Genomic DNA, 19,898 nt, shown 5'->3' on the forward strand with positions numbered 1-19,898 from the left:
AATACCTCGATACAACCTCAATCGAACGATTAACGATGGCCAATAAAATCCTCGAAATCGACGACCTCACCGTCAGTTTTGACGGCTTCAAAGCCCTCAATAACCTCACCTTCTCCATGAACGAAGGCGAATTGCGCGTCATTATCGGCCCCAACGGTGCAGGCAAAACCACCTTCCTCGATGTGATCACCGGCAAAGTTCAGCCGACCCAAGGCAAAGTCCGGTTCAAAGGCAAAAAACTTAGCGGTCGTTCCGAACACGACATTGCCCGTCTCGGCATCGGTCGCAAGTTTCAAACCCCGCGCATCTACCTCAACTTGACCCCGCGTGAAAATCTGGAGCTGTGCTGCAACCAGAACAAGAACGTCTTAGCGACGTTATTTAAGCCCACCCCTAAGGCCGAGCGCCGCACCGTGGGTGGTCTACTCGAAACCATTGGCCTAGACCACAAAGCCGATAAACCTGCTGCCCTCCTATCCCACGGCGAAAAACAGTGGCTTGAAATCGGCATGCTAGTGGCCCAATCCCCTGATTTACTCCTGGTAGACGAGCCCGTTGCCGGTCTCACCGACGACGAAACCGAACGGACCGGTCAGCTGCTCATTTCCTTAGCCGAAAGCCATTCCGTGATTGTGATTGAGCACGACATGGAATTTGTCCGCCAAATCGCCCGTCAGGTGACCGTGCTCCATGAGGGTTCTGTTCTGTGCGAAGGCACCATGGACCAGGTGCAAAACGATCCACGGGTGATTGAGGTGTACCTCGGCACCGAAACCTCAATCACACCTGAGCAGATGTTGTTGCTACGGATTGCCGCCACCATGGCCTGGGCCGACGGTGATTTTGAAGCGGCTGAGCAAGATATCATCCTTGAGCGTCTCAGTCGTCAGTTTGCTCAAGCCACCGATGATCAAGCTACCCTAAAAACTGAATTAAAGGATTTACTCGCCAAAAAAATCCCCCTCGAAGAGCTTGTCCCTCAGCTGCAGACTCCAGCCCAGCGAGAGCAGGCCCTCATGCTCAGCTACGAGGTGATCGGTGCTAATCAAATTAATCAGGCTGAAGCGTCTGCCTACCACAAGCTTGTAACCTTGCTAGATTTACCAGCGGAGACCGTTAGCCGTTTGGAATCCGCCACTATGGCCCACGGGAGTAATGGAGCCAGCTAACACAAGCGTCTCACCTATCTTGCTCGATTCCCATTAGACCTGCGCCTTTACCTTCACTACCCATGACAACGACTGCTGCTGTTCAGCCCACCAAGCAAGCCCCTGCCACAGCTCCCATGCTCAAGATTTCGGGGTTAAATTTCTACTACGGTGAGAGCCATATTTTGCGAGATGTAGATCTCACCGTCTCTAGGGGCCAGATGGTTTGTTTGATTGGTCGTAACGGTGTGGGTAAGACGACACTGCTCAAAAATATCATCGGATTGTTATCCTCCCGTGAGGGTGTGATTAACTACGATGGTCAACCCATTAATGCGTTCACTGCTGATCGTAGAGCCCGAGCCGGTATTGGCTATGTCCCCCAAGGACGAGAGATTATCCCTCGGTTAAGTGTCAAAGAGAATTTGCTCATTGGGTTAGAAGCGTTAGGCAATCGTGCCCCCAAAGCTAAAAAAGAGATTCCTGAGTTAATCTTTGAGTTGTTTCCAGTTCTAAAAACTATGTTGTCGCGGATGGGAGGCGATTTGAGTGGGGGACAACAACAGCAGCTGTCCATTGCCCGTGCCCTGATGGGACAACCCCAGCTATTGCTCTTAGATGAACCCACCGAGGGCATTCAACCGTCAATTATTCTCGATATTGAAAACGCTGTCCGTCGGATTATCGAAACCACGGGTATTTCTGTGCTGCTAGTGGAGCAACATTTACACTTTGTCCGTCAGGCCGACTATTACTATGCCATGCAAAAAGGAGGCATCGTTGCTTCTGGCTCTACCGATCAGCTCAGTAATGATGTGATTCAAGAGTTCTTAGCCGTTTAGTAGTCGCACTGGACCCAGTGTACCTGCGCTCAAAGAGCTTCTAGTTTCACCAGGTAATGTTGAACACATAGGTAGCTCAAATATCATTTAATCTGAGGCCTATTTTATTGCTTAAAGCGATCATAAAATCGTACAAACAACTCTTGTTTTTAAGGCTTTTTCCTGATTTCTATTACCTGTCGATACACTGCGTAATGTTTGGAAGCCTTGTAGTTTAAGTAACTGGATTTTCCAAGTAAACACTGATATATTCTGTGAATTCACTTTGTGGGTCAGAAAATGCTGATAGCGAGTGCATGCTTCAGTTGATATGGCCTTCAGGCGGGTTTGACACCCCCGCTATCAGTTCAAGGTGATGTGCTCAAACACATGACACTTATCACTTAAGGAAAGCTTCAGATATGGTTAGTAGACAGGCTCGTTCCAACGCGGTGAATTCTGCAGGTGGATTCATGAATGACTTTCGTGATTTTCTGCTGCGTGGCAATGTTGTTGACTTGGCTGTAGCCGTTATTATCGGTGGTGCTTTTGGTGCCGTTATCACGTCTTTTATTGGGGACATTATTACTCCTCTGTTGCTTAACCCTGCCCTCAAGGCAGCAAATGTCGAAGATATTGCCTCTCTCTCTGCAAATGGCATCAAGTACGGCGTCTTCTTGTCGACGATTATCAACTTTGTTGTCATTTCCTTTATCTTATTCATGATCATTCGCACCTTTGAGCGCATGAAGCGGACTGAAGAGGTGGATGCAGGTCCTACGACTGATGAAAAGCTTAACGATACCCTGGGCCGTCTCACTGGTTTCCTAGAGCAGCGCATGTAAACGTTTGAATCCGTAGACCACCACGGTATTCATAGAATCGTTGAATCAATATACTTGAGCAGCAAACTGGGATAATATCCTATCTTGCTGCTTTTTTAATATGCCCAGCCAACTAGGAATCTCTGCCTGTGACCTCACCCACTGCAACACTTTTGATTTCTTGTCCTGATCAGCAGGGACTGGTGGCTAAAATTGCAAACTTTATCTATGCCAATGGTGGCAATGTGGTTCATGCTGATCAACATCGAGATGAACCATCGGAGCTGTTTTTGTCTCGGATTGAATGGCAGTTGGAAGGGTTTAACCTGCGACGAGAGCTGATTGGACCTGCGTTTGATTCTATTGCCAAGCCTTTAGGGGCCATATGGCAACTCCACTTCTCCGATGTGGTGCCACGCATGGCACTTTGGGTGAGTAAGCAAAATCATTGTCTGCTGGATTTGCTGTGGCGATACCAGGCAGGTGAGCTAGCGGCAGAGATTCCGCTGATTATGAGCAACCATGAAACGCTACAGCCTATTGCTGAGCAGTTTAATATTGCCTTTCATCATATTCCGATTACTAAGGCAACAAAGCCAGAGCAAGAGGTAAAGCAACTGGCTTTGTTAAGGTCACACTCCATTGATTTGGTGGTACTGGCTAAGTATATGCAAATTCTCAGCCCTGACTTTCTAAGTCAGTTTCCCAATGTGATTAATATTCACCACTCATTTTTGCCTGCGTTTGTGGGGGCAAGTCCCTATCATCGGGCCTATGAGCGGGGTGTGAAAATCATTGGGGCTACAGGTCACTATGTGACGTCAGACTTGGATGCTGGTCCAATTATTGAGCAGGATGTGGTGCGGGTGAGCCATCGGGACCAGGTGAGTGATTTGATTCGTAAGGGTAAGGATTTGGAACGAGTGGTGCTGGCCCGTGCGGTACGATTGCATTTGCAAAACCGGGTTTTGGTGTACGGCAATCGTACCGTGGTGTTTGCCTAATCGCTGATGTTGTTATCCGCACCATGTTCCCTGGGCTACCAATGGGTGATTAGCAAAACCTGACCGTAGTTTAAGTCTGGAGTTTAGACAAATAATCTTGTCAAGAGCGATTTTTGTCTAAACTCCAGTTAAGTGATCAAATCGTTTAGACGAAACTGCGCAATCTTGTTGATTTCCAATAATGCTTGTTGTTGTTCACTAACCAGAGATTTTTTTGAACGCTTTACAAATGCGGTTAATATTGCTTCCTTGGCCTGACCTTTGATTGCCATGATAAAGGGAAAGCCAAATTTAGTTTGATAGGTTGTGTTCAGGGTTTGAAACTGCTTATATTCTGCTGGACTGAGGCGATCAAGACCGACACTGGTTTGTTCTTGCACAGAGGCAGGGGCCATTTGTACCTGACTACCTAGGTCGGGATGGGCTCGGATAAGAGCTAATTGAGCGTCTTCAGACATTTTCTCAACCATGCTCACCATAGTTTGATGGAGATTGTCCAAGTTGAGAAACGGTCGTTGATGCCAAGCTTGCTCTGCAATGCTGGGGGTATCTTCAAATACGTCACCGAGGACGGCGACAAATTCTGCCTGAGTCATTTGGTTGAGTTCAGTGATGGTATATCTCATAGGATTAGCCGCCTCGGTAGGTGCTATAGGGCCAGGGCGAGCAGCGCAGCGTTACATGGTAGTGGGTCGTTTAGCCGGCGGCATCGGTGCGGCCATCGGCATTGGTGGTAACTGATTTGGGCAAGCGATCGCAACTCCAAAGTTCAATCCTTAGCCCAACTGCCGGATAGCCTTGGGCTGTATCGAGGACGTGGATAGTAAGTTTGCCTGCCATAGTGCAGGTTTAATGTGTTATCCATTCTGAACTATCTCTATCGCTGCATACAAATGGAAATTTAACTCTCATGCTATAGTTTACGCGCAGCGAACATAGACAACATCAATACCATTCATAAATAGTCAGTCTGGGAGACTCTCCGATGAAGAAGGAACAGCTTTTGACTCAAACAATGGCGTTTCTCTTGTGTACCACCCCCGAAACTACACTGGGTAAGCTCTTGCAGTTGTGCCTGGCCTCTAAAGTGGATGCTAAAAATTCAGGTAAAGGCCCATTGCAATTCGCTGAAGAGCTATTGCGACATCCTGAGACAATATCTAGTTGGATTTCAGAGGTCGTTGATAGTGACGATCGTTATAGCGTTGAGGAAATGGTGGCTCTTTCGGAAATGAATCTCAAAGATCCCGAAAAATTTATGAAGGAATTGTTGGACGAGATGACGGTATTGGATACGCAGGGGCTGTAACCAGCATGTCAACCTATGTAAATCAAACGTTGCAATTGGAACGGTCTATTCCATTAGAGGTTGTTGAAATTTTGGGAGTTGACCCGTGATGCTGATACACAAGCCAGGCACCTGCCTATAGCATCATGGCTCGCGCAGGTGTCCATCAATACCGATTAACCCCTACGTAAATCCTTTACGTAGCTCCTTCTACGGGGTTAAACTCCTTCGAAATCAGCAAATTGTACTGAAAACCGAATAATTATAGGTTGTTAAGACCCTAGGCAATTACCGAAGGACTGTGTCAAGATCGTGACAACACATCATAAAGGGTTAATCTAAACAGCTGGAATCTTAGGAAACTCAAACGATTCAAGTGTGGTACTTCCTAGAACTCCATGGTCTTCGAAGACTGAGCTGTTTAACCCCCTTGAGGAGATTGCTTATGTTGTTACGCACCGCCACCTTACTTGCTCTGGTTTTACCTGCTGTTGTTTCTTTACCTGTGCTTGGAGCATCTCAGGCTGACTTGCAACGTCTAGAAGTCACTGGTGCTTGCTCTGACTGCGATCTTTCGGGAGCTGATTTACAGTCATCTCATTTGATTGGGGCTGATTTGCGTGGGACCAATCTCCAGGGTGCAAATCTCTCAGATAGTAATTTAGAAGGGGCTGATTTGACGGGTGCAAACTTGACAGGAGCCAACCTGAGCAATGCTTTTTTGACTAACGCTGTTTTTCAATCAGCGATCTTAGATGGTGCAGATCTGTCTGGTTCGGCGCTTTATTTCACTGATGTCAGCAATGCGTCCCTTGAGAATATTAATATTGTTGATGCTCAAGTGGTAGGAACACCGATTAGCGTTGGGGGACCTTATGAGGATTATGAGGAAGAGGTGATTGGGGAGTAGTTGATGATTATCGATGCAGCTGATTACCAGCACCTAAACTGGCATAATTGAGCGCTGACATGCCGGACATACGGCATGGATCAATAGCTGACAATCTAATAGGTGATAGCCTGACTTGTCAGCCATTTTGGCTCCGGCCTTGAGGACGGAGTCGTTTTTGAATTCGATAGTTTTGTTACACCGGACGCAGATTAGATGGTGATGATGGTGGGGCGAAGGCTGATTGATTTCATAGCGTTTTTGGCCTTCGGCTAGCTCTAGCTCTCGCAAGATACCCATACGGGACATAAGCTTGAGATTACGATAAATCGTGGAGAGGCTAATGGGTGCTCCCTCTTCTTTGAGCAGCTCGCATAACTCTTCTGCACTCAGGTGCTCGCCCTTAGCCACATTTTGAAACGTATTGAGGATCGTTTCCCTTTGAGGTGTCATACGCCACCCGCGCTCATGCAGTTCGGCTTTCATTGCTGAGGGGGTGTAGGCGACCATGGGCCTTTCTCCGTTGACTATCATTAATAGTTACTTAATGAGAATAGTAGCGAAATTCTTGTCAGTTTGCAATAGTTTCTACTTATTGCGAAAAATATCTAAAAGTTACTGAGAGAATAATACTGGCAGTTTGAATTTTAGGTGTCGTTTTCACCAATGATGTGCTGAAGCTTGTTCAACTTTTGCGAATGTTGGCGTGATCATCTGGTAATCATGTGGTGGGCGTCTATGTATTCTGGTGAAAAAGTTCTCTTAGTGAATGGAGTTCCCCTAATATTGATTGAGAAACTTTCGCATTACGGATGTCCATGTCCTATAAATCTGTTTTTGTGTGTGCTGGCCTAGTTGCATTTGCGATCGCAAGCTGTGATAGTCAGTCGCAAGAGGCTGCAGACCCAGAGGCCGTTGTCAATGTTTATTCGGCGCGTCACTATGATGTCGATGACGATCTATTTGAGCGCTTTACAGAGCAGACAGGGATTGACGTCAATGTGGTTGAGGGTAAATCAGACGAACTGATCGAACGGATTAAGACTGAGGGTGAGGCTAGCCCAGCAGATGTGTTCATCACTGTCGATGCAGGACGTCTGTGGCGAGCAGAGCAAGCGGGTATTTTTCAGTCGGCCTTTTCACCTGTATTGGATGAAAAGGTTCCTGCTAACTTACGCCATCCTGATGGATTATGGTACGGCTTGACCAAGCGAGCAAGGGTACTGATTTATAACGTCGAGTCAGTTGATCCGGCTGAGTTATCCACCTATGAGGCGTTAGCTGAACCGGAATGGAACGGGCGAGTGTGTGTACGTAGCTCTAGCAATATTTATAATCAATCTCTGCTGGGGTCACTGGTGGAAACCATTGGCTTAGAAGAAACCGAAGCCTGGGCCGAGGGATTGGTAAATAATTTCGCGCGGGATCCCGATGGTGGGGATGTGAATCAAATTAAGGCGGTGGCAGCGGGGCAGTGTGATGTCGCTATTGCTAATCATTACTATTGGGCTCGATTAGCCAAATCCGATGAGCCAGAAAGCCAAGATGTTGTGTCGAAAACGGCGGTGTTTTTCCCAAATCAAGCCGATCGGGGCACCCATGTAAATATTAGCGGCGTGGGTGTAGTGGCTGGGGCTGAGCATCAGGAAAGTGCGATCTCGTTTCTGGAGTTTTTGATCAGTGATGAGGCCCAGGAAGTCTTTGCCAACAGTAATAACGAATATCCCGTGGTAGATGGAGTATCCATGGATCCCATTGTGGCCGAGCTAGGGGAGTTCAAGGTTGATGAGGTCAATGTCTCTGCCTACGGTCGGAATAACCCCGACGTGGTCAAACTTGTCGACCGGGTAGGCTGGAAATAAATCAATGCTGTTTCAAATTCCTGACGTGCTCTCTGTTGATGAGCTCAGGCAAATCCACGAGGAGCTAGCAACGGCTGAGTTTGTAGATGGTAAAACCACCGCTGGCTGGTATGCCAAACAGGTGAAAAACAATCAGCAGCTAAAGCGTAATGTGGGTCAATCGTTAGAATCTATAGTCAAAGCTGCCCTCAGCCGTCATCCCCTGTTTCAGGTGGCAGTGCGGCCAAAACAGATTCACAGCCTGCGGTTTAGTCGTTACGGTGTGGGTATGTCCTATGGCACCCATGCCGATAATGCCATGATGGGCCGCTATCGTGCGGATGTGTCCTTTACCCTCTTTTTAAGTGAGTCCACCGACTACGAGGGAGGGGAATTGGTGATTGAGGGGGCCGATGATGAGCAGGCCTATAAGCTAAAAGCAGGCAGTGTCATCGTCTACCCCTCATCTACGCTGCATCGAGTCAATGAGGTCACCCAGGGTCAACGTCTGGTAGTGGTGGGTTGGACCCATAGCCTAATCCGCGATCCGGCCCAGCGAGAATTGTTATTTGATATCGATACCGTGCGGCGTTCATTGTTTGCCCAGCATGGTAAGACGCCTGAATTTGATTTGCTTTCCAAGAGTGTGTCAAATCTACTCAGACGATGGGCGGAGTAAATATCGCTGCTGATTTAGAGGATGAACCAAGCTGCCAGAAATGTTATAGGCCGATGTTTTGTCGGTGAAATCATCTCTAGAATCAGCAATGTCGACTCAATTATCGTTTGGCAATGAGCTGTCTGAGATAGCTTCTGGCATTGGAATAAGCTTTTAAAAAGCTTTCAGGGATCAGGCAGTAATATCTTAACCAGCGTTCATTCACCTGATTGCCTTGCTTTTTAGTGGCCTGAGAAATCTCAAAATTCTCTGCAGGTATGGCAACATCACAGGTTTTAATGACCTGGTGCATTGTTCCCTCAAAGTCTGTGACCAAATCCTCATAGACAACTTCCAAAAAGGACATGTGATTCCGGTGAAACAATGATCGCCAGTTTTGATTTCGTTGTTGCAGTCCCTGTTTGTATCGATAGATATTGAGTGGTCTAAAGAATAGTCGTTGTTTATCTTGAGGGGGCTTTTTATCTTGCTCTTTAAGGATTAAGTAAACGCCTGTTTGGCGACCAATTTCCATAGAAATAGCCTGTCTACTCAGGTCGTTACGCCGAATAAAAATAAATATAGGATTTGGAAAGAGTTGTGACAGGATTTCAATCTCTGATTGGGACTTGAGTACAGGATCAGTACGTGCTATCTGCAATAGTTTTCTCAGATGATCCCAGTGCAGCTTGGCACTAAATACCTGGTTTGGGGTGGTCCCCAAGGGGTAAACCTGGCCCAAATACCGATAAAGTTCGGTAGCTGATGTCGTCACCCCATTGTCAGCCAGCATATCGAACCGAAAAAACTCTATGGGCTTGCCAAAGTAGCCCAAGCTACTTAAGGTTCTGCTTAGCAGCGTGCTACCGGATCTACCTGTGGAGCATATGATGATGCTTTTAGTCGGCAAAACCGTAGATGAAATTAAGTCAGCAGATGCCATGGGAGTCACCCTTCGGTGTTTCCCCTTATTTTGGAGGCATCCCCAGGTAGAGATATGACTTTGATCACAACTAACCCCACCAGTCTGATAAAACTGTGGGGTAAAAATACAAGCAAGTTTTGCATACAGGCTAATATGCGTCCTGCAGCTCGTAGAAATCTGGTGAAATGTAGTCCTTACGCAGAGGCCAGCCTACCCAGTCTTCAGGCATGAGCAATCGCTTTAGGTTGGGATGCCCTTCATAAATAATGCCGTACATGTCATAGCTTTCACGCTCTTGCCAGTCGGCCGCCTTCCAAATCCAATAAACTGAAGGAATTTTGGGGTTGTCTCGGGGGATGTACACTTTGATGCGTAATTCCTCGGGACGATCAGCGTTATCACTCACCTTTGATAGATGATAGAAGCTTACTAAGGGCTGACCAGGACCTGCATCGTAGGCACCCTGACACTGCAGGTAGTTAAATCCGTAGGCATAAAGCGCGGTGCAAAAGGGAATCAGAAAAGCAGGCTCTACCTTGAGCAGTTCTACACCCAAATGATCGCGCTCCATGATTTCATGGGCGAACCCTTGCTCAGTTAGCCAGCTAGATATCGGTCCAGCTTCAACAATTTCACTTGATTCTTCTGGCCTAATTTCTTCATCAGCCATTAGCTTTTTCCTCCTGGGTGGCTTTTTCAGGCAGGTTCATGGGCATACCCATGGATTGCATAAGCTCTTTAGAAGGAGCTTCACGAGTACCCGATCTGAGATATTTTCCAGTCAGAATCGGTTCTACCACTTCCATTTTGTGAGCACGGGTATAGTAACGATGAGTTTGTTCCAAAACACCCCGTTCACGCATGGACTCATTAGCTATTTTCTTGCGTAGTTTAATCACCGCATCAAAAATAGCCTCTGGTCGAGGTGGACAGCCGGGAATATAGACATCCACTGGAATCAGCTTATCTACACCACGTACGGCTGAGGGAGAATCAACGCTAAACATACCGCCAGTAATAGTGCATGCCCCCATAGCGATGACGTATTTAGGCTCAGGCATCTGCTCATAGAGACGTACTAAAGCTGGAGCCATTTTCATGGTGACGGTGCCAGCGGTGATTAGCAGATCGGCCTGACGGGGACTGGAACGCGGGGCCAACCCAAATCGGTCAAAGTCAAATCGGGAGCCAAGCAGCGCCGCAAACTCAATAAAGCAGCAGGCAGTACCGTAAAGCAGTGGAAATAAGCTGGATAGTCTAGTCCAGTTATAAATATCATCAACTGTGGTGAGGATCACGTTTTCTGACAGATCCTGGGTGACCGTAGGCTGTGCTGCCGGGTTCATTACCCTTTCATTGTCGCCAATGATGGAACTGCCTGAGGGTGATTTTATGACCATTCCAATGCTCCTTTACGCCATGCGTAAACCAAACCAATCAGCAAAATTGCGATAAAAATCAAAGCCTCGACGAACGCGAGCACGCCCAGCGTGTGGAATGCAACTGCCCAGGGGTATAAAAAGACGGTTTCAACGTCAAAAATGACGAAGACCAGGGCAAACATGTAATAGCGAATGTTGAACTGAATCCAGGCACCACCAATGGGCTCCATCCCTGATTCATAAGTTGTGCGTCGGACTACCCCTGTGCCTTTGGCTCCGAGGAGTTTAGCGGCCAACAGTGCCGATACAGGCACCAGGCTACAAATAATCAGAAAGAGTAGAAAGTATTCGTATCCAGTTAGTACAAACACGCGCGTTTTGTGATTTCCTCTCAGCGGGCACACAGCAATCGACAAATACATTTTGTCGATTGCGAGTCAGGTTAGCTTTGTACGTTAGGGCCGTTAAGGATGACCATTGTTCTAACTAACCTGACAGATGTCATAAGCCCCCACTTAGCTTACTTCTATTCTAGTCAGCTGTGTAGGCGAATCCCATGACGATAGAAAAATCTGACAATGAAAATGTTGGACATTATCTATAGATCGCTTGCAAGGATCAGTCATATTCCCTGTCGAGTTCGGGAGACGCAACCCAGTATGTAATAATTGTTTACATGACGCTACCCCAACCCCCCATGAATACTGAGCCTGATGCTAAGCCGGTGGTGGATACGCCCGAGACCGAAGAGCCATCTGCACCGCCTACACCCTACGAAATGGATCGTTATGAGTGTCGTCCCTGCGGCTATGTTTATGAGCCGGTTAAGGGGGATGGCAAAGCAGACATTCCTCCAGGGGTGCAATTTGCTGAGCTGCCGATTACCTGGCGCTGTCCGGTTTGTGGTTCACGCCCCAAGCTGTTTTCTAACATTGGTCCAGTGGGTAAGCCTTCAGGATTTACTGAAAACTTGGGCTACGGCCTTGGTGTGAATGTGCTGACTCCAGGCCAAAAAAACCTGCTTATTTTTGGTGCTTTGGCAACGGCATTTTTCTTTTTCATGAGTTTGTACGGTTTGAAGTAGTCCCAAATGGGATTGAACTTGCTCCTGGCGCGGTCAGTGCGTAATGCTCAGTCTGGTTTTCATGTCTAAATTTGTTTTTTGTCTAAATTAGTAGAGATGCAAACGGTTTTAACGGACTTTTTTAATGGGCGAGTGGCCATCGGGCTTAAGCGATTACTGTTGGTTGCGATCGCAATTCTCACCGTCGGCTGCACCAAGTTTTTCCTACCGTCCCTAGATAGCAATCCATGGCAAATGATTGCCTTAGAAACCGATTCCACCTTCTCTGATGTGGCATTTGCGGCGAATGCTGACCATGGTTGGTTAGTCGGTAGCCGTTCTACATTGTTTGAAACCACCGATGGTGGTGAGACCTGGGAGCAAAAGGTTCTAGATCTTGGTGAACGGCGCTACACCTTTACCTCCGTAAATTTTTCCGGAGATGAAGGCTGGGTTGCGGGTCTACCCAGCGTGTTATTGCACACGACCGATGGCGGGAAGTCTTGGGCCAATGTGCCCCTGAGTAATCAGCTACCAGGTAGCCCCTTAATGGTGACAGCCCTTGCCGAAGGCTCAGTTGAGCTAGCCACAGATGTCGGAGCGATTTATCGCACTGACGATGGCGGTCGCCACTGGACTGCTTTGGTGCAGGCTGCCGTTGGTGTGGTTCGAAACATGACACGGAGCGATGATGGTCGCTATGTGGCGGTGTCGTCACGGGGTAACTTCTACTCCACCTGGGAGCCCGGTCAAGAGAGCTGGCAGCCCCATAATCGTGAGAATTCCAAGCGTTTACAAAATATGGGCTTTACCAGTACTGGTGACCTGTGGCTGATTGCCCGAGGTGGTCAGATGCAGTTTGGGCAGCCTGGCGAAAGTCCAGAGGTACCAAAGTATGAAAGCTGGGGTGAACCGCTTCGTCCTGAGATTGGCTCTAGTTGGGGATTTTTGGATGTCGGCTATCGTACCGGTAATGAGCTTTGGGTCAGTGGTGGTAGCGGTACACTGCTGATGAGTCCCGACGGTGGCGAGACCTGGTTAAAGGATAAGCCCGCTGGAGATGTTCCCTCTAACCTGTACCGGATTAAGTTCTTTGGTGGGGAGCGGGGATTTATTTTGGGACAACGCGGTTATTTGCTGCGCTACATGCCTGACGCTGCGGCAGTTTAAGCCGATTTTACTCACGGTTTAATCAAGGGCAAGAGAACAGGACTATGAATGAATCCTTCATCATCGCTTGATAGGGATATGCTCTGTTCTCTATGATGTTACTAAACCTTTTCATATCCATAACTATGGTTTTGCATTAATGGGAGCTTTAGCTGGATATGTTTCAACGCCTATTCGCTGTTAAGAGGAGATTGAACAATGGCAGGTGATACTGGAGAACGACCTTTTTCAGACATTATTACGAGTATTCGCTACTGGATTATCCACAGCATCACTATTCCTGCTCTATTTATCGCAGGTTGGTTGTTTGTGTCCACTGGCCTTGCTTATGACGTTTTTGGCACCCCTCGTCCCAACGAGTATTTCCCCAATAATCAGGTCCAGGTGCCGATTCTTGAGAACCGTTATGAGGCGGGCAAGCAGATTACCCAGTTTGGTAACTAAAACCTGGTCCACGTCCAAGGCGGTCGTTTTACCGTACAGGAACCTGCAGGTTTTAATTTGGACGTAGTTGGCCCTCACCCTTGTTGATTGTCGATTGAGATTGGAATCCCCCTATGACCAGTAGTAATCCCAACGAGCCCATCGTTTACCCCATTTTTACGGTACGTTGGCTTTCCGTACACGCCCTTGGTGTTCCCTCGGTATTCTTCCTGGGTGCCATTGCCGCAATGCAGTTCATTCAGCGATAGGAGACATCCGTGGACAGAATTCCGAATCCCAATAAGCAGCCTGTTGAGTTAAACCGGACATCCTTGTTCCTTGGTTTGCTTCTTGTTTTCATTTTAGGTCTGCTATTTTCTAGCTACTTCTTTAACTAAATCTAACGGGTGTAGATGGTCCTTGGGGCCGTCTGGGCTTAATTTTTCATGAGAGTGTCCCATGAATATCAGCGTGCCTTATATTCATGAGAGGGTCTCATTCCATGAGGGTATCTCATTCCCATGAGAAGGTCTCATGAATATGAGAGTAGGTGACAAGTAGGAGATAAATTCATGTTTGAGAATGGCCGAATTCCCCTTTGGATTGTGGCAACTGTTGCTGGCACCGGTGTGTTGGTAGTGGTTGGTCTGTTTTTCTATGGTGCCTATGCTGGTGTTGGTTCAGGTGTCTAACTCTATTGGTCTTTGAACCCAAGACAATGCCAGGTTGGCAAGGTGCCTAGCCAAGTAATTACTAAGCACCTTGAATCTATTGGCCAACCTGGTAGGGACTCAAATAGGTGTTGAAAAGCCCCGTAAGCTGACTTAGCTTACGGGGCTTTTGCAATGATTATCCGGTTATATAGCGCAAATGTCCTTTATATAGGCCATTTAGACATCACATCTACATAAGAGTTAAACGCTGTCAGGTAGATGAACTTATCCTGACTATGTGATCAACGCTATTTATCGACCGGTTAGAATCCTATGCCGACGTCTCTTCCTGCTCTACATAGAGGAACATGGCGATCATGAATGCAAATGCATGGATAGCCACGATGGGCACCATGACCTGAGGCAAAAGGGAAGTATCCATATATATCAAGTCTCCTATCTCTCAATGAAGAGCAAATGCTCTGAAGATTTAAACGTTTACACATCCAGAGCTGCATTTTCTCCTCAAAGGGAGCGAACACGCTTGAATGTGGGCCTAAGACCTAGACCTTAATTTACTTTGATTTGATGCGGTATATGTCGATTGTGTAGAAAGTTTGCATGGATTTGTAGGGATATGTAGAGTCGCACCATGGCTCCCTCCCTACATATCCCAATCGTCAAAGAGGGAGACAGTATTGTCTGGTGGCATCACCCGCCGATTCTGAACGACTTTACGACTTTCTTGCAGGGTAGACATATCCACTGAGATCGCAGCAATCTGGAGCTCCAAACAGCCAGTGGGCACCTGTACCCGCATCAGGGTTTCAAGTTCGTTGTAATCATTGGGGGTAAATTGCATCAGCATGCGTGGGGCCTCAATGATCGTGCGAGTTTGTAAGTCGTTCATCCATACTTTGACATAGGGATGATAGTTAGCTACCGGTAGACGCACCTTAATGGCAATCCATTCCCCAGCTACCAGCTCCTGCATGGGAACATCTAATGTGGGAGGCAGGACTTGAATCGGTTCCTGACTGTCGTTTGTGGGTTTCTTTGCGGCTTGTTCCAGCTTCTGCTCCAGGCGCTGAGGACGGGGCTCATAAGCCACAAACTCGTTGCTTTGTCGGTTGCCTTCTGGCAAGGTATCAGATGTTTTTAAGGCTCGTTTGACCTCTAGAGATTCGCGGTAGCCCTCTTGTGTCAATAGGTTGAGCTTTTTCCAAAAACGGTCCCTTAGCTGTAAATTTTGAAAGTCTCGATCAATGTGGATAGTGCCCTTATCCCATTGATGGTCTGTGGTTTTTGGTCTATAGGCGGAGCCTGCATTGAGGGAAAAGTTGGGACTAGGGAGTGGCTCTGGTTCTAGATCGTCGTCTAGATCGTCTTGGGCCGCATTGGCTAACTCCAGGTCTAGATCGTCGTCTTCAATGCTGCCGAGTTCAAATACCTTAGGTGCAGAAAATGGTTGCTGTTCGTCTGCCCCAGGCTCATCCTCGGGAGCGATATCTGGCTCGCTCAGGATTGATGTTTCTAAAGTTTCGTCTGGGGTCTTTAACGTCTCTATAGGCAGTTCATCGACTAGCCCCATCGCTGGCCGTTCATCGGTTAGAACGTCTTCGAAGAGCTCGTTTTCGTCTAATAGGGCCTCAACAGGCAGTTCTTCTGCTGGGAGTTCCTGGTTAGCTGGAGCTATAGTTTCTGCTGCTGGAGTGTCCTGACCCTGATGGTCAATATCGAGCTTGGTCGGAAATTCTGGTAGTTCTGGCTGACGGTCTATGTCCTCATCTAACTCACTAGGTGGTTTAATTTGAGGCGGTAGCGTTAACCCTTCGGAGGGGATTAACTCCCTGGGAATGATGGGGGTCTCCCGTGTGATTAGGGCCTCAGTTTTTTCTGGCGGCGGGACAAAGGATTCCGTGGAGCCTGGAAAAATGGAGATTTCTTCTTCGAATTCCAGGTCTGGTTGGTTTGCGATCGCATCCAACATTTGAGCTAGTCCAATGGTGACCGTAAAGGATGCTAAGGCGAGGGCGTCCTTCTCAGCCTTAGATCGTAACGAAACTGCTCCCAGAATCACCTGGGTAGACAGTTCTTCTGGCAAGGTAATTGTGACTGAGAAGGGAGATGGCAGGCTTTGGGTGGGCAACTCAAAGGACCGTTCCTTAAGAATGCTGGCCGTTTGAGGATCCCGTAACTCCACCCAAAGCTGTTTGCTAGATAGGGAGCGACCAGTCGTTTGAGCAAGATGACCTGTCAGCGTCAGCGTTTTTCCTAATTCTGTGACATAGGCCTGCTGCTTCAGCTCTAACTGAAATTCAGTAGACTGGACACTCTCTGCAGCCCCTTCCAATGTTAGGTCAGTGGCAGGGGGGGGCTCGGTGGGTTCTAGCTCCGCAAGCTCGGGTAAATCATTATCTGCGGTGGCCTCTGACCAATCAAGTTCCCAGTCATCTTCATCCCGAGGCGTGACCTGGAGCTGGACAGAATAATGCCAGGAATCCCCAAGAAAGTCGTCAATAACGTCGGGACTGTTGCAATCGATTTCCCAGCGACCAGGACTCAGCTGCATAAACGGAAAAATCGCCAGTAGCCCTGAGTCATTAGTGATGGACTTACGCTTCCGGACACGACGACGGGGTGGAATTTCATCTAGCAGCAGTTGACTAACCCGAACTTCGACAGATGTTTCGTCATAGCTGGTATAGGCAGCCATGCGATAACGACCTTCTAATATTTCTACCTGCCTTGTTTCTAAAGGCAGCCAGGTCTGATCGCCTTCCTGCTGAATTAAAAACTCCCAATAGCGCATACTTAAACACCTGTCAGAGACTTGCCCCTATCACCTGTAGTCATGGCATATACCTACCAAATCGCCACAGCATAGGGGCAATCCTAGCAAACATAGCTACGATTCTCACGTTTTTCAGTAAGAGTCGTTTCTTTCTCTACGTTAACTATAGGAATGCTAAAGAAATATGGCGAAATACACTCTCTGATGTTTAGGCTGATGCTGAGCAGAGTTGGTCAATCTTGAAGCCCATATAAGCCATGTCTAAACCACTATACAAGGGGCTGTGGACGGCTGATGGCATATCCCTGAGCGTAGTCGATGCCCAGAGCCTGCACTTTCTCTAAGACGACTGTATTTTCAACATATTCAGCAATTGTTTCTAACCCCATAATGTGACCGATATTATTAATCGATTGCAACATAGCGCAGAGCACTTCATCTGTCGGTGCTTCTTTGACAAAGTGACCATCAATTTTTAGATAATCCACAGGTAGATGCTTGAGATAACTAAACGAAGACATACCACTACCAAAGTCATCCAGAGCAAAGTGACAGCCCATTTGCTTGATCTTTTGGATGAGCTCAACCGCTTTTTGCAAATTTGCAATGGCTAGGGTTTCCGTAATTTCAAAGCAGAGTATTTGAGGATTAACCGGATACTGCCGTAGCTGCTCTGCCAAGAATTCGACAAAACTTTCATCATTGATGCTAGAGCCCGATAGATTGACGCTGTAGATAGTTTTGGGGACAGGGGTGTGGGAGGTTAGATAATTAAAAAATCGTTTTACCACCCATCGATCAATACGCGGCATGAGATTGTATCGCTCAGCTGTTGGCAAAAATGCCATGGGTGGTGAAATTTCTCCTGTTTTAGCATTCGGTAGCCGCAGCAAAATTTCACACAGTCGGATGTCATTAGATCCAGGGATAGCCGCTTCGATGGTCTGAGAGTACAGCTGAAACTGGTCTTCATCCAAAGCCTCTGTCACCCTGGAAAACCATTGAATATCTTCCGTTTGACGATGAATGCCATCATCGTCTGGATGATATACCTGTACACGATTACGTCCCTTATTTTTGGCGGCATAGCAGGCCGTGTCTGCCAGTTGCATCACCTGTTCATTATTGGTGTTGTGGGATGTAATCGGCACAATACCGACACTGACACCGATATTAAAGACCTTGCCATCATAGAGAAACCGTAATTTTTGGATGCTCTGGCAAAATGACTCTGCAATCTGGGTGGCCCGAGATAACTTGCAGTTGTATAGCAACAGCCCAAACTCGTCACCGCCTAAACGGGCAAGGACATCTGTCTGTCGAATTTGTCCTCGCCAAAGGTCCGCTACCTGGCGTAATAGCTGATCGCCAGCTGCGTGACCACAGGTATCGTTAACGGTTTTAAAGTGATCTAAATCCATATAGCACAGCATGTGCTGCGAGTCTTGTCCCAGGAGTTTGTCAATGGCGTTATCGAGGGAATGAATAAACTTTTTACGGTTAAACAGTTCTGTCAGCGGATCGTGAGACGCTTGCCAGGCCAGCTGTTTGGCCCGACCTCGCTCCTCAGTCACATCATGAAATACCAGAACGGTACCCAATACCTCCCCCGTAGCCGAGCGAATAGGCGCTGCCGAGTCCCCAATTCCAAACTCTTGGCCTGTTCTAGAAATTAAGGTGGGATGGTTACTGAGACTAATAGCTTTCTTTTCTTTAATCGCTTGGAGGGCTGGATTTTGAAGTGGCTTACCGGTAAGGCTATCAACCAGTTTGCATACCTCTGAAATAGAACGTTGCCTGGCGTCCTTGGCTTTCCATCCAGTCAGTTTCTCTGCAACTGGATTAAAGTCTTTGATATGCCCCCGCTCATCCGTAGTGATCACGGCATCACCGATGGAATGAAGCGTAATTTGAGCTAGCTCTTTTTCCTTGTGGAGGGATTGTTCCAGCTCCTTACGTTCAGTGATATCGGTTTGAGAACCAGCAATTCGATAGGGATGTCCCCCTTCATCCCACAGGGCCATTCCTCGTGTGAGCATCCACCGATAGCTACCATCACTGTGCAAAATGCGGTACTCACATTCAAAGTTTGACCAATGGAAGTCGAGATGTTCCTGGAGTTTGCGCTCAAAGTCTGCACGATCTTCGGCATAGATGCGGGATAACCATTCATCTGGACTTGTACTAATACCGCTATTATTTAGGCCTAGCATTGCCTGCCAACGGCGGGAGTAACAGATGGTATTTGTGATCAGATCCCAGTCCCAAATGCCATCATTGGCCCCTTGAACGGCCAGAGCATAGCGTTCTTCGCTAATCTCTAATTTTTTGGTTAGCTCTGCGCGTTCGATTGCATATTGGATAGTCTTAGCCAGTAGATTACCAACATCTACGTACCCGAGTTGTTGTAGTTTTTCGGGGGAGAATGTATCTGACTTCATCAGATAATCTTGAGCACCTTCTTGGAGAGCGGCCAAGGCAACGTTTTGATCTTGAATGCCTGAGAGCACCACAATAGGTATCTTGGGCACCAGGGTTTTAATTTGTTTGACGAGTTCTATCCCTTCTCCATCCGGTAGACACAGGTCCAATAAAACCACATCAAAGTTGTTGTTTTGAGCTTCTAATGTCTGGAGGGCATCATTGAAGCGTTCGGTATGGTGGAGCCTTGTGTTTAGGAGTTCAGATGATGTTAAAAGTTCCTGAAAAAGTTGAGCATCCGATAGGTTATCTTCAATCAACAATGCATCGATGCCTGTCACCATAGGTGTATCCGTATGTATTTAATAAATGAATGAATGAGTGGCTTGTAAAAAGTGTCATAGGTGTAGGCACCCATAGGCAAGACCTATAGGACTACTGTGAATGTTTGGTTGTACGGCATGACAGATGTAATAAAAACAGAATAAAAAGGATATAAATGAGAGTTTCTACAAGGAGAAGAACAGGCTAGGGATCTGCTTAAAAATAAAGTACCGATGCGTTACGGCTATCGTCTTTTCTTGAATGCCCCTT

Annotated in this window: 22 protein-coding genes and 1 pseudogene; 14 read left to right on the forward strand and 9 right to left on the reverse strand. The window is 47.3% G+C overall.

The annotated features are described in order from the left end of the window. Positions 1-35 precede the first annotated feature (35 nt). The 4 genes from urtD to purU all read left to right on the forward strand — a co-directional run bounded on the left by urtD (position 36) and on the right by purU (position 3,797). Entirely contained in the window at positions 36-1,169 is a 1,134-nt protein-coding gene (gene urtD / locus IXB50_RS04980; protein WP_215607841.1) for an urea ABC transporter ATP-binding protein UrtD, read from the forward strand. Positions 1,170-1,285: 116 nt separating this feature from the next. Beyond that, on the forward strand, positions 1,286-1,990 hold the full coding sequence (urtE, locus tag IXB50_RS04985) for an urea ABC transporter ATP-binding subunit UrtE (protein ID WP_215607882.1): 705 nt from the start codon (positions 1,286-1,288) through the stop codon (positions 1,988-1,990). Between the two features lie 401 nt (positions 1,991-2,391). Further along, a complete protein-coding gene (mscL, locus tag IXB50_RS04990; protein WP_215607842.1) occupies positions 2,392-2,814 on the forward strand; it encodes a large conductance mechanosensitive channel protein MscL in 423 nt (140 codons plus the stop codon). Positions 2,815-2,942: 128 nt separating this feature from the next. Next, positions 2,943-3,797, forward strand: coding sequence for a formyltetrahydrofolate deformylase (gene purU, locus IXB50_RS04995; protein WP_215607843.1), 855 nt, complete (start codon positions 2,943-2,945; stop codon positions 3,795-3,797). A gap of 128 nt (positions 3,798-3,925) precedes the next feature. Here the strand turns inward: purU and uraD are convergent, their stop codons facing one another. Together uraD and IXB50_RS05005 are read right to left on the reverse strand one after the other, a co-directional pair. Further along, the gene (gene uraD, locus IXB50_RS05000; RefSeq protein ID WP_215607844.1) at positions 3,926-4,423 is read right to left on the reverse strand and encodes a 2-oxo-4-hydroxy-4-carboxy-5-ureidoimidazoline decarboxylase; all 498 of its coding nucleotides are present in this window, start codon (positions 4,421-4,423) and stop codon (positions 3,926-3,928) included. Positions 4,424-4,427: 4 nt separating this feature from the next. After that, positions 4,428-4,637 (reverse strand): annotated as a pseudogene (locus tag IXB50_RS05005) (hydroxyisourate hydrolase). A 145-nt stretch (positions 4,638-4,782) separates the two neighbouring features. On the opposite strand from IXB50_RS05005, the gene IXB50_RS05010 reads away from it, so the two are divergent. Both IXB50_RS05010 and IXB50_RS05015 read left to right on the forward strand, forming a co-directional pair. Then, positions 4,783-5,106, forward strand: coding sequence for a hypothetical protein (locus IXB50_RS05010; RefSeq protein ID WP_215607845.1), 324 nt, complete (start codon positions 4,783-4,785; stop codon positions 5,104-5,106). A gap of 424 nt (positions 5,107-5,530) precedes the next feature. Next, the gene (locus IXB50_RS05015) at positions 5,531-5,995 is read left to right on the forward strand and encodes a pentapeptide repeat-containing protein (protein WP_215607846.1); all 465 of its coding nucleotides are present in this window, start codon (positions 5,531-5,533) and stop codon (positions 5,993-5,995) included. 33 nt (positions 5,996-6,028) lie between these two features. On the opposite strand, the gene IXB50_RS05020 is transcribed toward IXB50_RS05015, so the two are convergent. Then, the gene (locus IXB50_RS05020) at positions 6,029-6,484 is read right to left on the reverse strand and encodes a Fur family transcriptional regulator (RefSeq protein ID WP_215607847.1); all 456 of its coding nucleotides are present in this window, start codon (positions 6,482-6,484) and stop codon (positions 6,029-6,031) included. Between the two features lie 308 nt (positions 6,485-6,792). Here IXB50_RS05020 and IXB50_RS05025 point away from each other — a divergent pair, with 308 nt between their 5' ends. Continuing rightward, positions 6,793-7,836 carry a Fe(3+) ABC transporter substrate-binding protein gene (locus IXB50_RS05025; RefSeq protein ID WP_215607848.1) on the forward strand — a complete coding sequence of 348 codons (1,044 nt, stop codon included), beginning with the start codon at positions 6,793-6,795 and terminating at the stop codon, positions 7,834-7,836. 4 nt (positions 7,837-7,840) lie between these two features. Continuing rightward, complete coding sequence (locus IXB50_RS05030; RefSeq protein ID WP_215607849.1) at positions 7,841-8,494, forward strand: Fe2+-dependent dioxygenase; 654 nt, start codon at positions 7,841-7,843, stop codon at positions 8,492-8,494. A 100-nt stretch (positions 8,495-8,594) separates the two neighbouring features. Here the strand turns inward: IXB50_RS05030 and IXB50_RS05035 are convergent, their stop codons facing one another. The 4 genes from IXB50_RS05035 to ndhC all read right to left on the reverse strand — a co-directional run bounded on the left by IXB50_RS05035 (position 8,595) and on the right by ndhC (position 11,151). Next, positions 8,595-9,416 (reverse strand): Stf0 family sulfotransferase, encoded by an 822-nt coding sequence (locus IXB50_RS05035; RefSeq protein WP_215607850.1) that lies wholly within the window; start codon positions 9,414-9,416, stop codon positions 8,595-8,597. Positions 9,417-9,546: 130 nt separating this feature from the next. After that, positions 9,547-10,068, reverse strand: a complete 522-nt coding sequence (locus IXB50_RS05040; protein WP_215607851.1) for an NAD(P)H-quinone oxidoreductase subunit J — start codon at positions 10,066-10,068, stop codon at positions 9,547-9,549. Continuing rightward, positions 10,061-10,798, reverse strand: coding sequence for an NADH dehydrogenase subunit K (locus IXB50_RS05045; RefSeq protein WP_215607852.1), 738 nt, complete (start codon positions 10,796-10,798; stop codon positions 10,061-10,063). Before IXB50_RS05045 ends, IXB50_RS05040 begins: the two co-directional genes overlap by 8 nt. Beyond that, positions 10,789-11,151 (reverse strand): photosynthetic/respiratory NAD(P)H-quinone oxidoreductase subunit C, encoded by a 363-nt coding sequence (ndhC, locus tag IXB50_RS05050; protein ID WP_215607853.1) that lies wholly within the window; start codon positions 11,149-11,151, stop codon positions 10,789-10,791. Before ndhC ends, IXB50_RS05045 begins: the two co-directional genes overlap by 10 nt. 326 nt (positions 11,152-11,477) lie before the next feature. On the opposite strand from ndhC, the gene IXB50_RS05055 reads away from it, so the two are divergent. The 6 genes from IXB50_RS05055 (at position 11,478) to IXB50_RS05080 (ending at position 14,128) form a co-directional block, all read left to right on the forward strand. Continuing rightward, positions 11,478-11,864 (forward strand): rubredoxin, encoded by a 387-nt coding sequence (locus IXB50_RS05055; protein WP_215607854.1) that lies wholly within the window; start codon positions 11,478-11,480, stop codon positions 11,862-11,864. Positions 11,865-11,960: 96 nt separating this feature from the next. Beyond that, positions 11,961-13,013: a photosynthesis system II assembly factor Ycf48 gene (locus tag IXB50_RS05060; protein ID WP_215607855.1), complete on the forward strand. Its 1,053-nt coding sequence runs from the start codon at positions 11,961-11,963 to the stop codon at positions 13,011-13,013. Positions 13,014-13,211: 198 nt separating this feature from the next. Beyond that, entirely contained in the window at positions 13,212-13,457 is a 246-nt protein-coding gene (gene psbE / locus IXB50_RS05065) for a cytochrome b559 subunit alpha (protein WP_215607856.1), read from the forward strand. 113 nt (positions 13,458-13,570) lie between these two features. After that, positions 13,571-13,705 (forward strand): cytochrome b559 subunit beta, encoded by a 135-nt coding sequence (gene psbF / locus IXB50_RS05070; RefSeq protein ID WP_215607857.1) that lies wholly within the window; start codon positions 13,571-13,573, stop codon positions 13,703-13,705. A 9-nt stretch (positions 13,706-13,714) separates the two neighbouring features. Next, positions 13,715-13,834 (forward strand): photosystem II reaction center protein L, encoded by a 120-nt coding sequence (locus IXB50_RS05075; protein ID WP_215607858.1) that lies wholly within the window; start codon positions 13,715-13,717, stop codon positions 13,832-13,834. 174 nt (positions 13,835-14,008) lie between these two features. Beyond that, entirely contained in the window at positions 14,009-14,128 is a 120-nt protein-coding gene (locus tag IXB50_RS05080) for a photosystem II reaction center protein J (RefSeq protein WP_215607859.1), read from the forward strand. Between the two features lie 625 nt (positions 14,129-14,753). On the opposite strand, the gene IXB50_RS05085 is transcribed toward IXB50_RS05080, so the two are convergent. Both IXB50_RS05085 and IXB50_RS05090 read right to left on the reverse strand, forming a co-directional pair. Continuing rightward, the gene (locus IXB50_RS05085; protein WP_215607860.1) at positions 14,754-16,901 is read right to left on the reverse strand and encodes a hypothetical protein; all 2,148 of its coding nucleotides are present in this window, start codon (positions 16,899-16,901) and stop codon (positions 14,754-14,756) included. A gap of 251 nt (positions 16,902-17,152) precedes the next feature. Continuing rightward, a complete protein-coding gene (locus IXB50_RS05090; RefSeq protein WP_215607861.1) occupies positions 17,153-19,648 on the reverse strand; it encodes a GGDEF domain-containing response regulator in 2,496 nt (831 codons plus the stop codon). Positions 19,649-19,898 lie beyond the last annotated feature (250 nt).

Origin of the sequence: Leptothoe spongobia TAU-MAC 1115 (assembly GCF_018739885.1) — a bacterium.
Lineage (GTDB): Bacteria > Cyanobacteriota > Cyanobacteriia > Phormidesmidales > Phormidesmidaceae > Leptothoe > Leptothoe spongobia.

Bases quoted from the DNA above. Each gene is read 5' to 3' on its own strand.
- IXB50_RS05035 (WP_215607850.1), bottom strand. From the start codon at position 9,416: ATGGCATCTGCTGACTTAATTTCATCTACGGTTTTGCCGACTAAAAGC.
- urtD (WP_215607841.1), top strand. From the start codon at position 36: ATGGCCAATAAAATCCTCGAAATCGACGACCTCACCGTCAGTTTTGAC.
- uraD (WP_215607844.1), bottom strand. From the start codon at position 4,423: ATGAGATATACCATCACTGAACTCAACCAAATGACTCAGGCAGAATTT.
- IXB50_RS05045 (WP_215607852.1), bottom strand. From the start codon at position 10,798: ATGGTCATAAAATCACCCTCAGGCAGTTCCATCATTGGCGACAATGAA.
- IXB50_RS05085 (WP_215607860.1), bottom strand. From the start codon at position 16,901: ATGCGCTATTGGGAGTTTTTAATTCAGCAGGAAGGCGATCAGACCTGG.
- IXB50_RS05090 (WP_215607861.1), bottom strand. From the start codon at position 19,648: ATGGTGACAGGCATCGATGCATTGTTGATTGAAGATAACCTATCGGAT.
- IXB50_RS05055 (WP_215607854.1), top strand. From the start codon at position 11,478: ATGAATACTGAGCCTGATGCTAAGCCGGTGGTGGATACGCCCGAGACC.
- psbF (WP_215607857.1), top strand. From the start codon at position 13,571: ATGACCAGTAGTAATCCCAACGAGCCCATCGTTTACCCCATTTTTACG.
- IXB50_RS05020 (WP_215607847.1), bottom strand. From the start codon at position 6,484: ATGGTCGCCTACACCCCCTCAGCAATGAAAGCCGAACTGCATGAGCGC.
- IXB50_RS05060 (WP_215607855.1), top strand. From the start codon at position 11,961: ATGCAAACGGTTTTAACGGACTTTTTTAATGGGCGAGTGGCCATCGGG.
- IXB50_RS05010 (WP_215607845.1), top strand. From the start codon at position 4,783: ATGAAGAAGGAACAGCTTTTGACTCAAACAATGGCGTTTCTCTTGTGT.
- urtE (WP_215607882.1), top strand. From the start codon at position 1,286: ATGCTCAAGATTTCGGGGTTAAATTTCTACTACGGTGAGAGCCATATT.
- IXB50_RS05015 (WP_215607846.1), top strand. From the start codon at position 5,531: ATGTTGTTACGCACCGCCACCTTACTTGCTCTGGTTTTACCTGCTGTT.
- IXB50_RS05025 (WP_215607848.1), top strand. From the start codon at position 6,793: ATGTCCTATAAATCTGTTTTTGTGTGTGCTGGCCTAGTTGCATTTGCG.
- IXB50_RS05030 (WP_215607849.1), top strand. From the start codon at position 7,841: ATGCTGTTTCAAATTCCTGACGTGCTCTCTGTTGATGAGCTCAGGCAA.
- IXB50_RS05080 (WP_215607859.1), top strand. From the start codon at position 14,009: ATGTTTGAGAATGGCCGAATTCCCCTTTGGATTGTGGCAACTGTTGCT.
- IXB50_RS05040 (WP_215607851.1), bottom strand. From the start codon at position 10,068: ATGGCTGATGAAGAAATTAGGCCAGAAGAATCAAGTGAAATTGTTGAA.
- mscL (WP_215607842.1), top strand. From the start codon at position 2,392: ATGGTTAGTAGACAGGCTCGTTCCAACGCGGTGAATTCTGCAGGTGGA.
- psbE (WP_215607856.1), top strand. From the start codon at position 13,212: ATGGCAGGTGATACTGGAGAACGACCTTTTTCAGACATTATTACGAGT.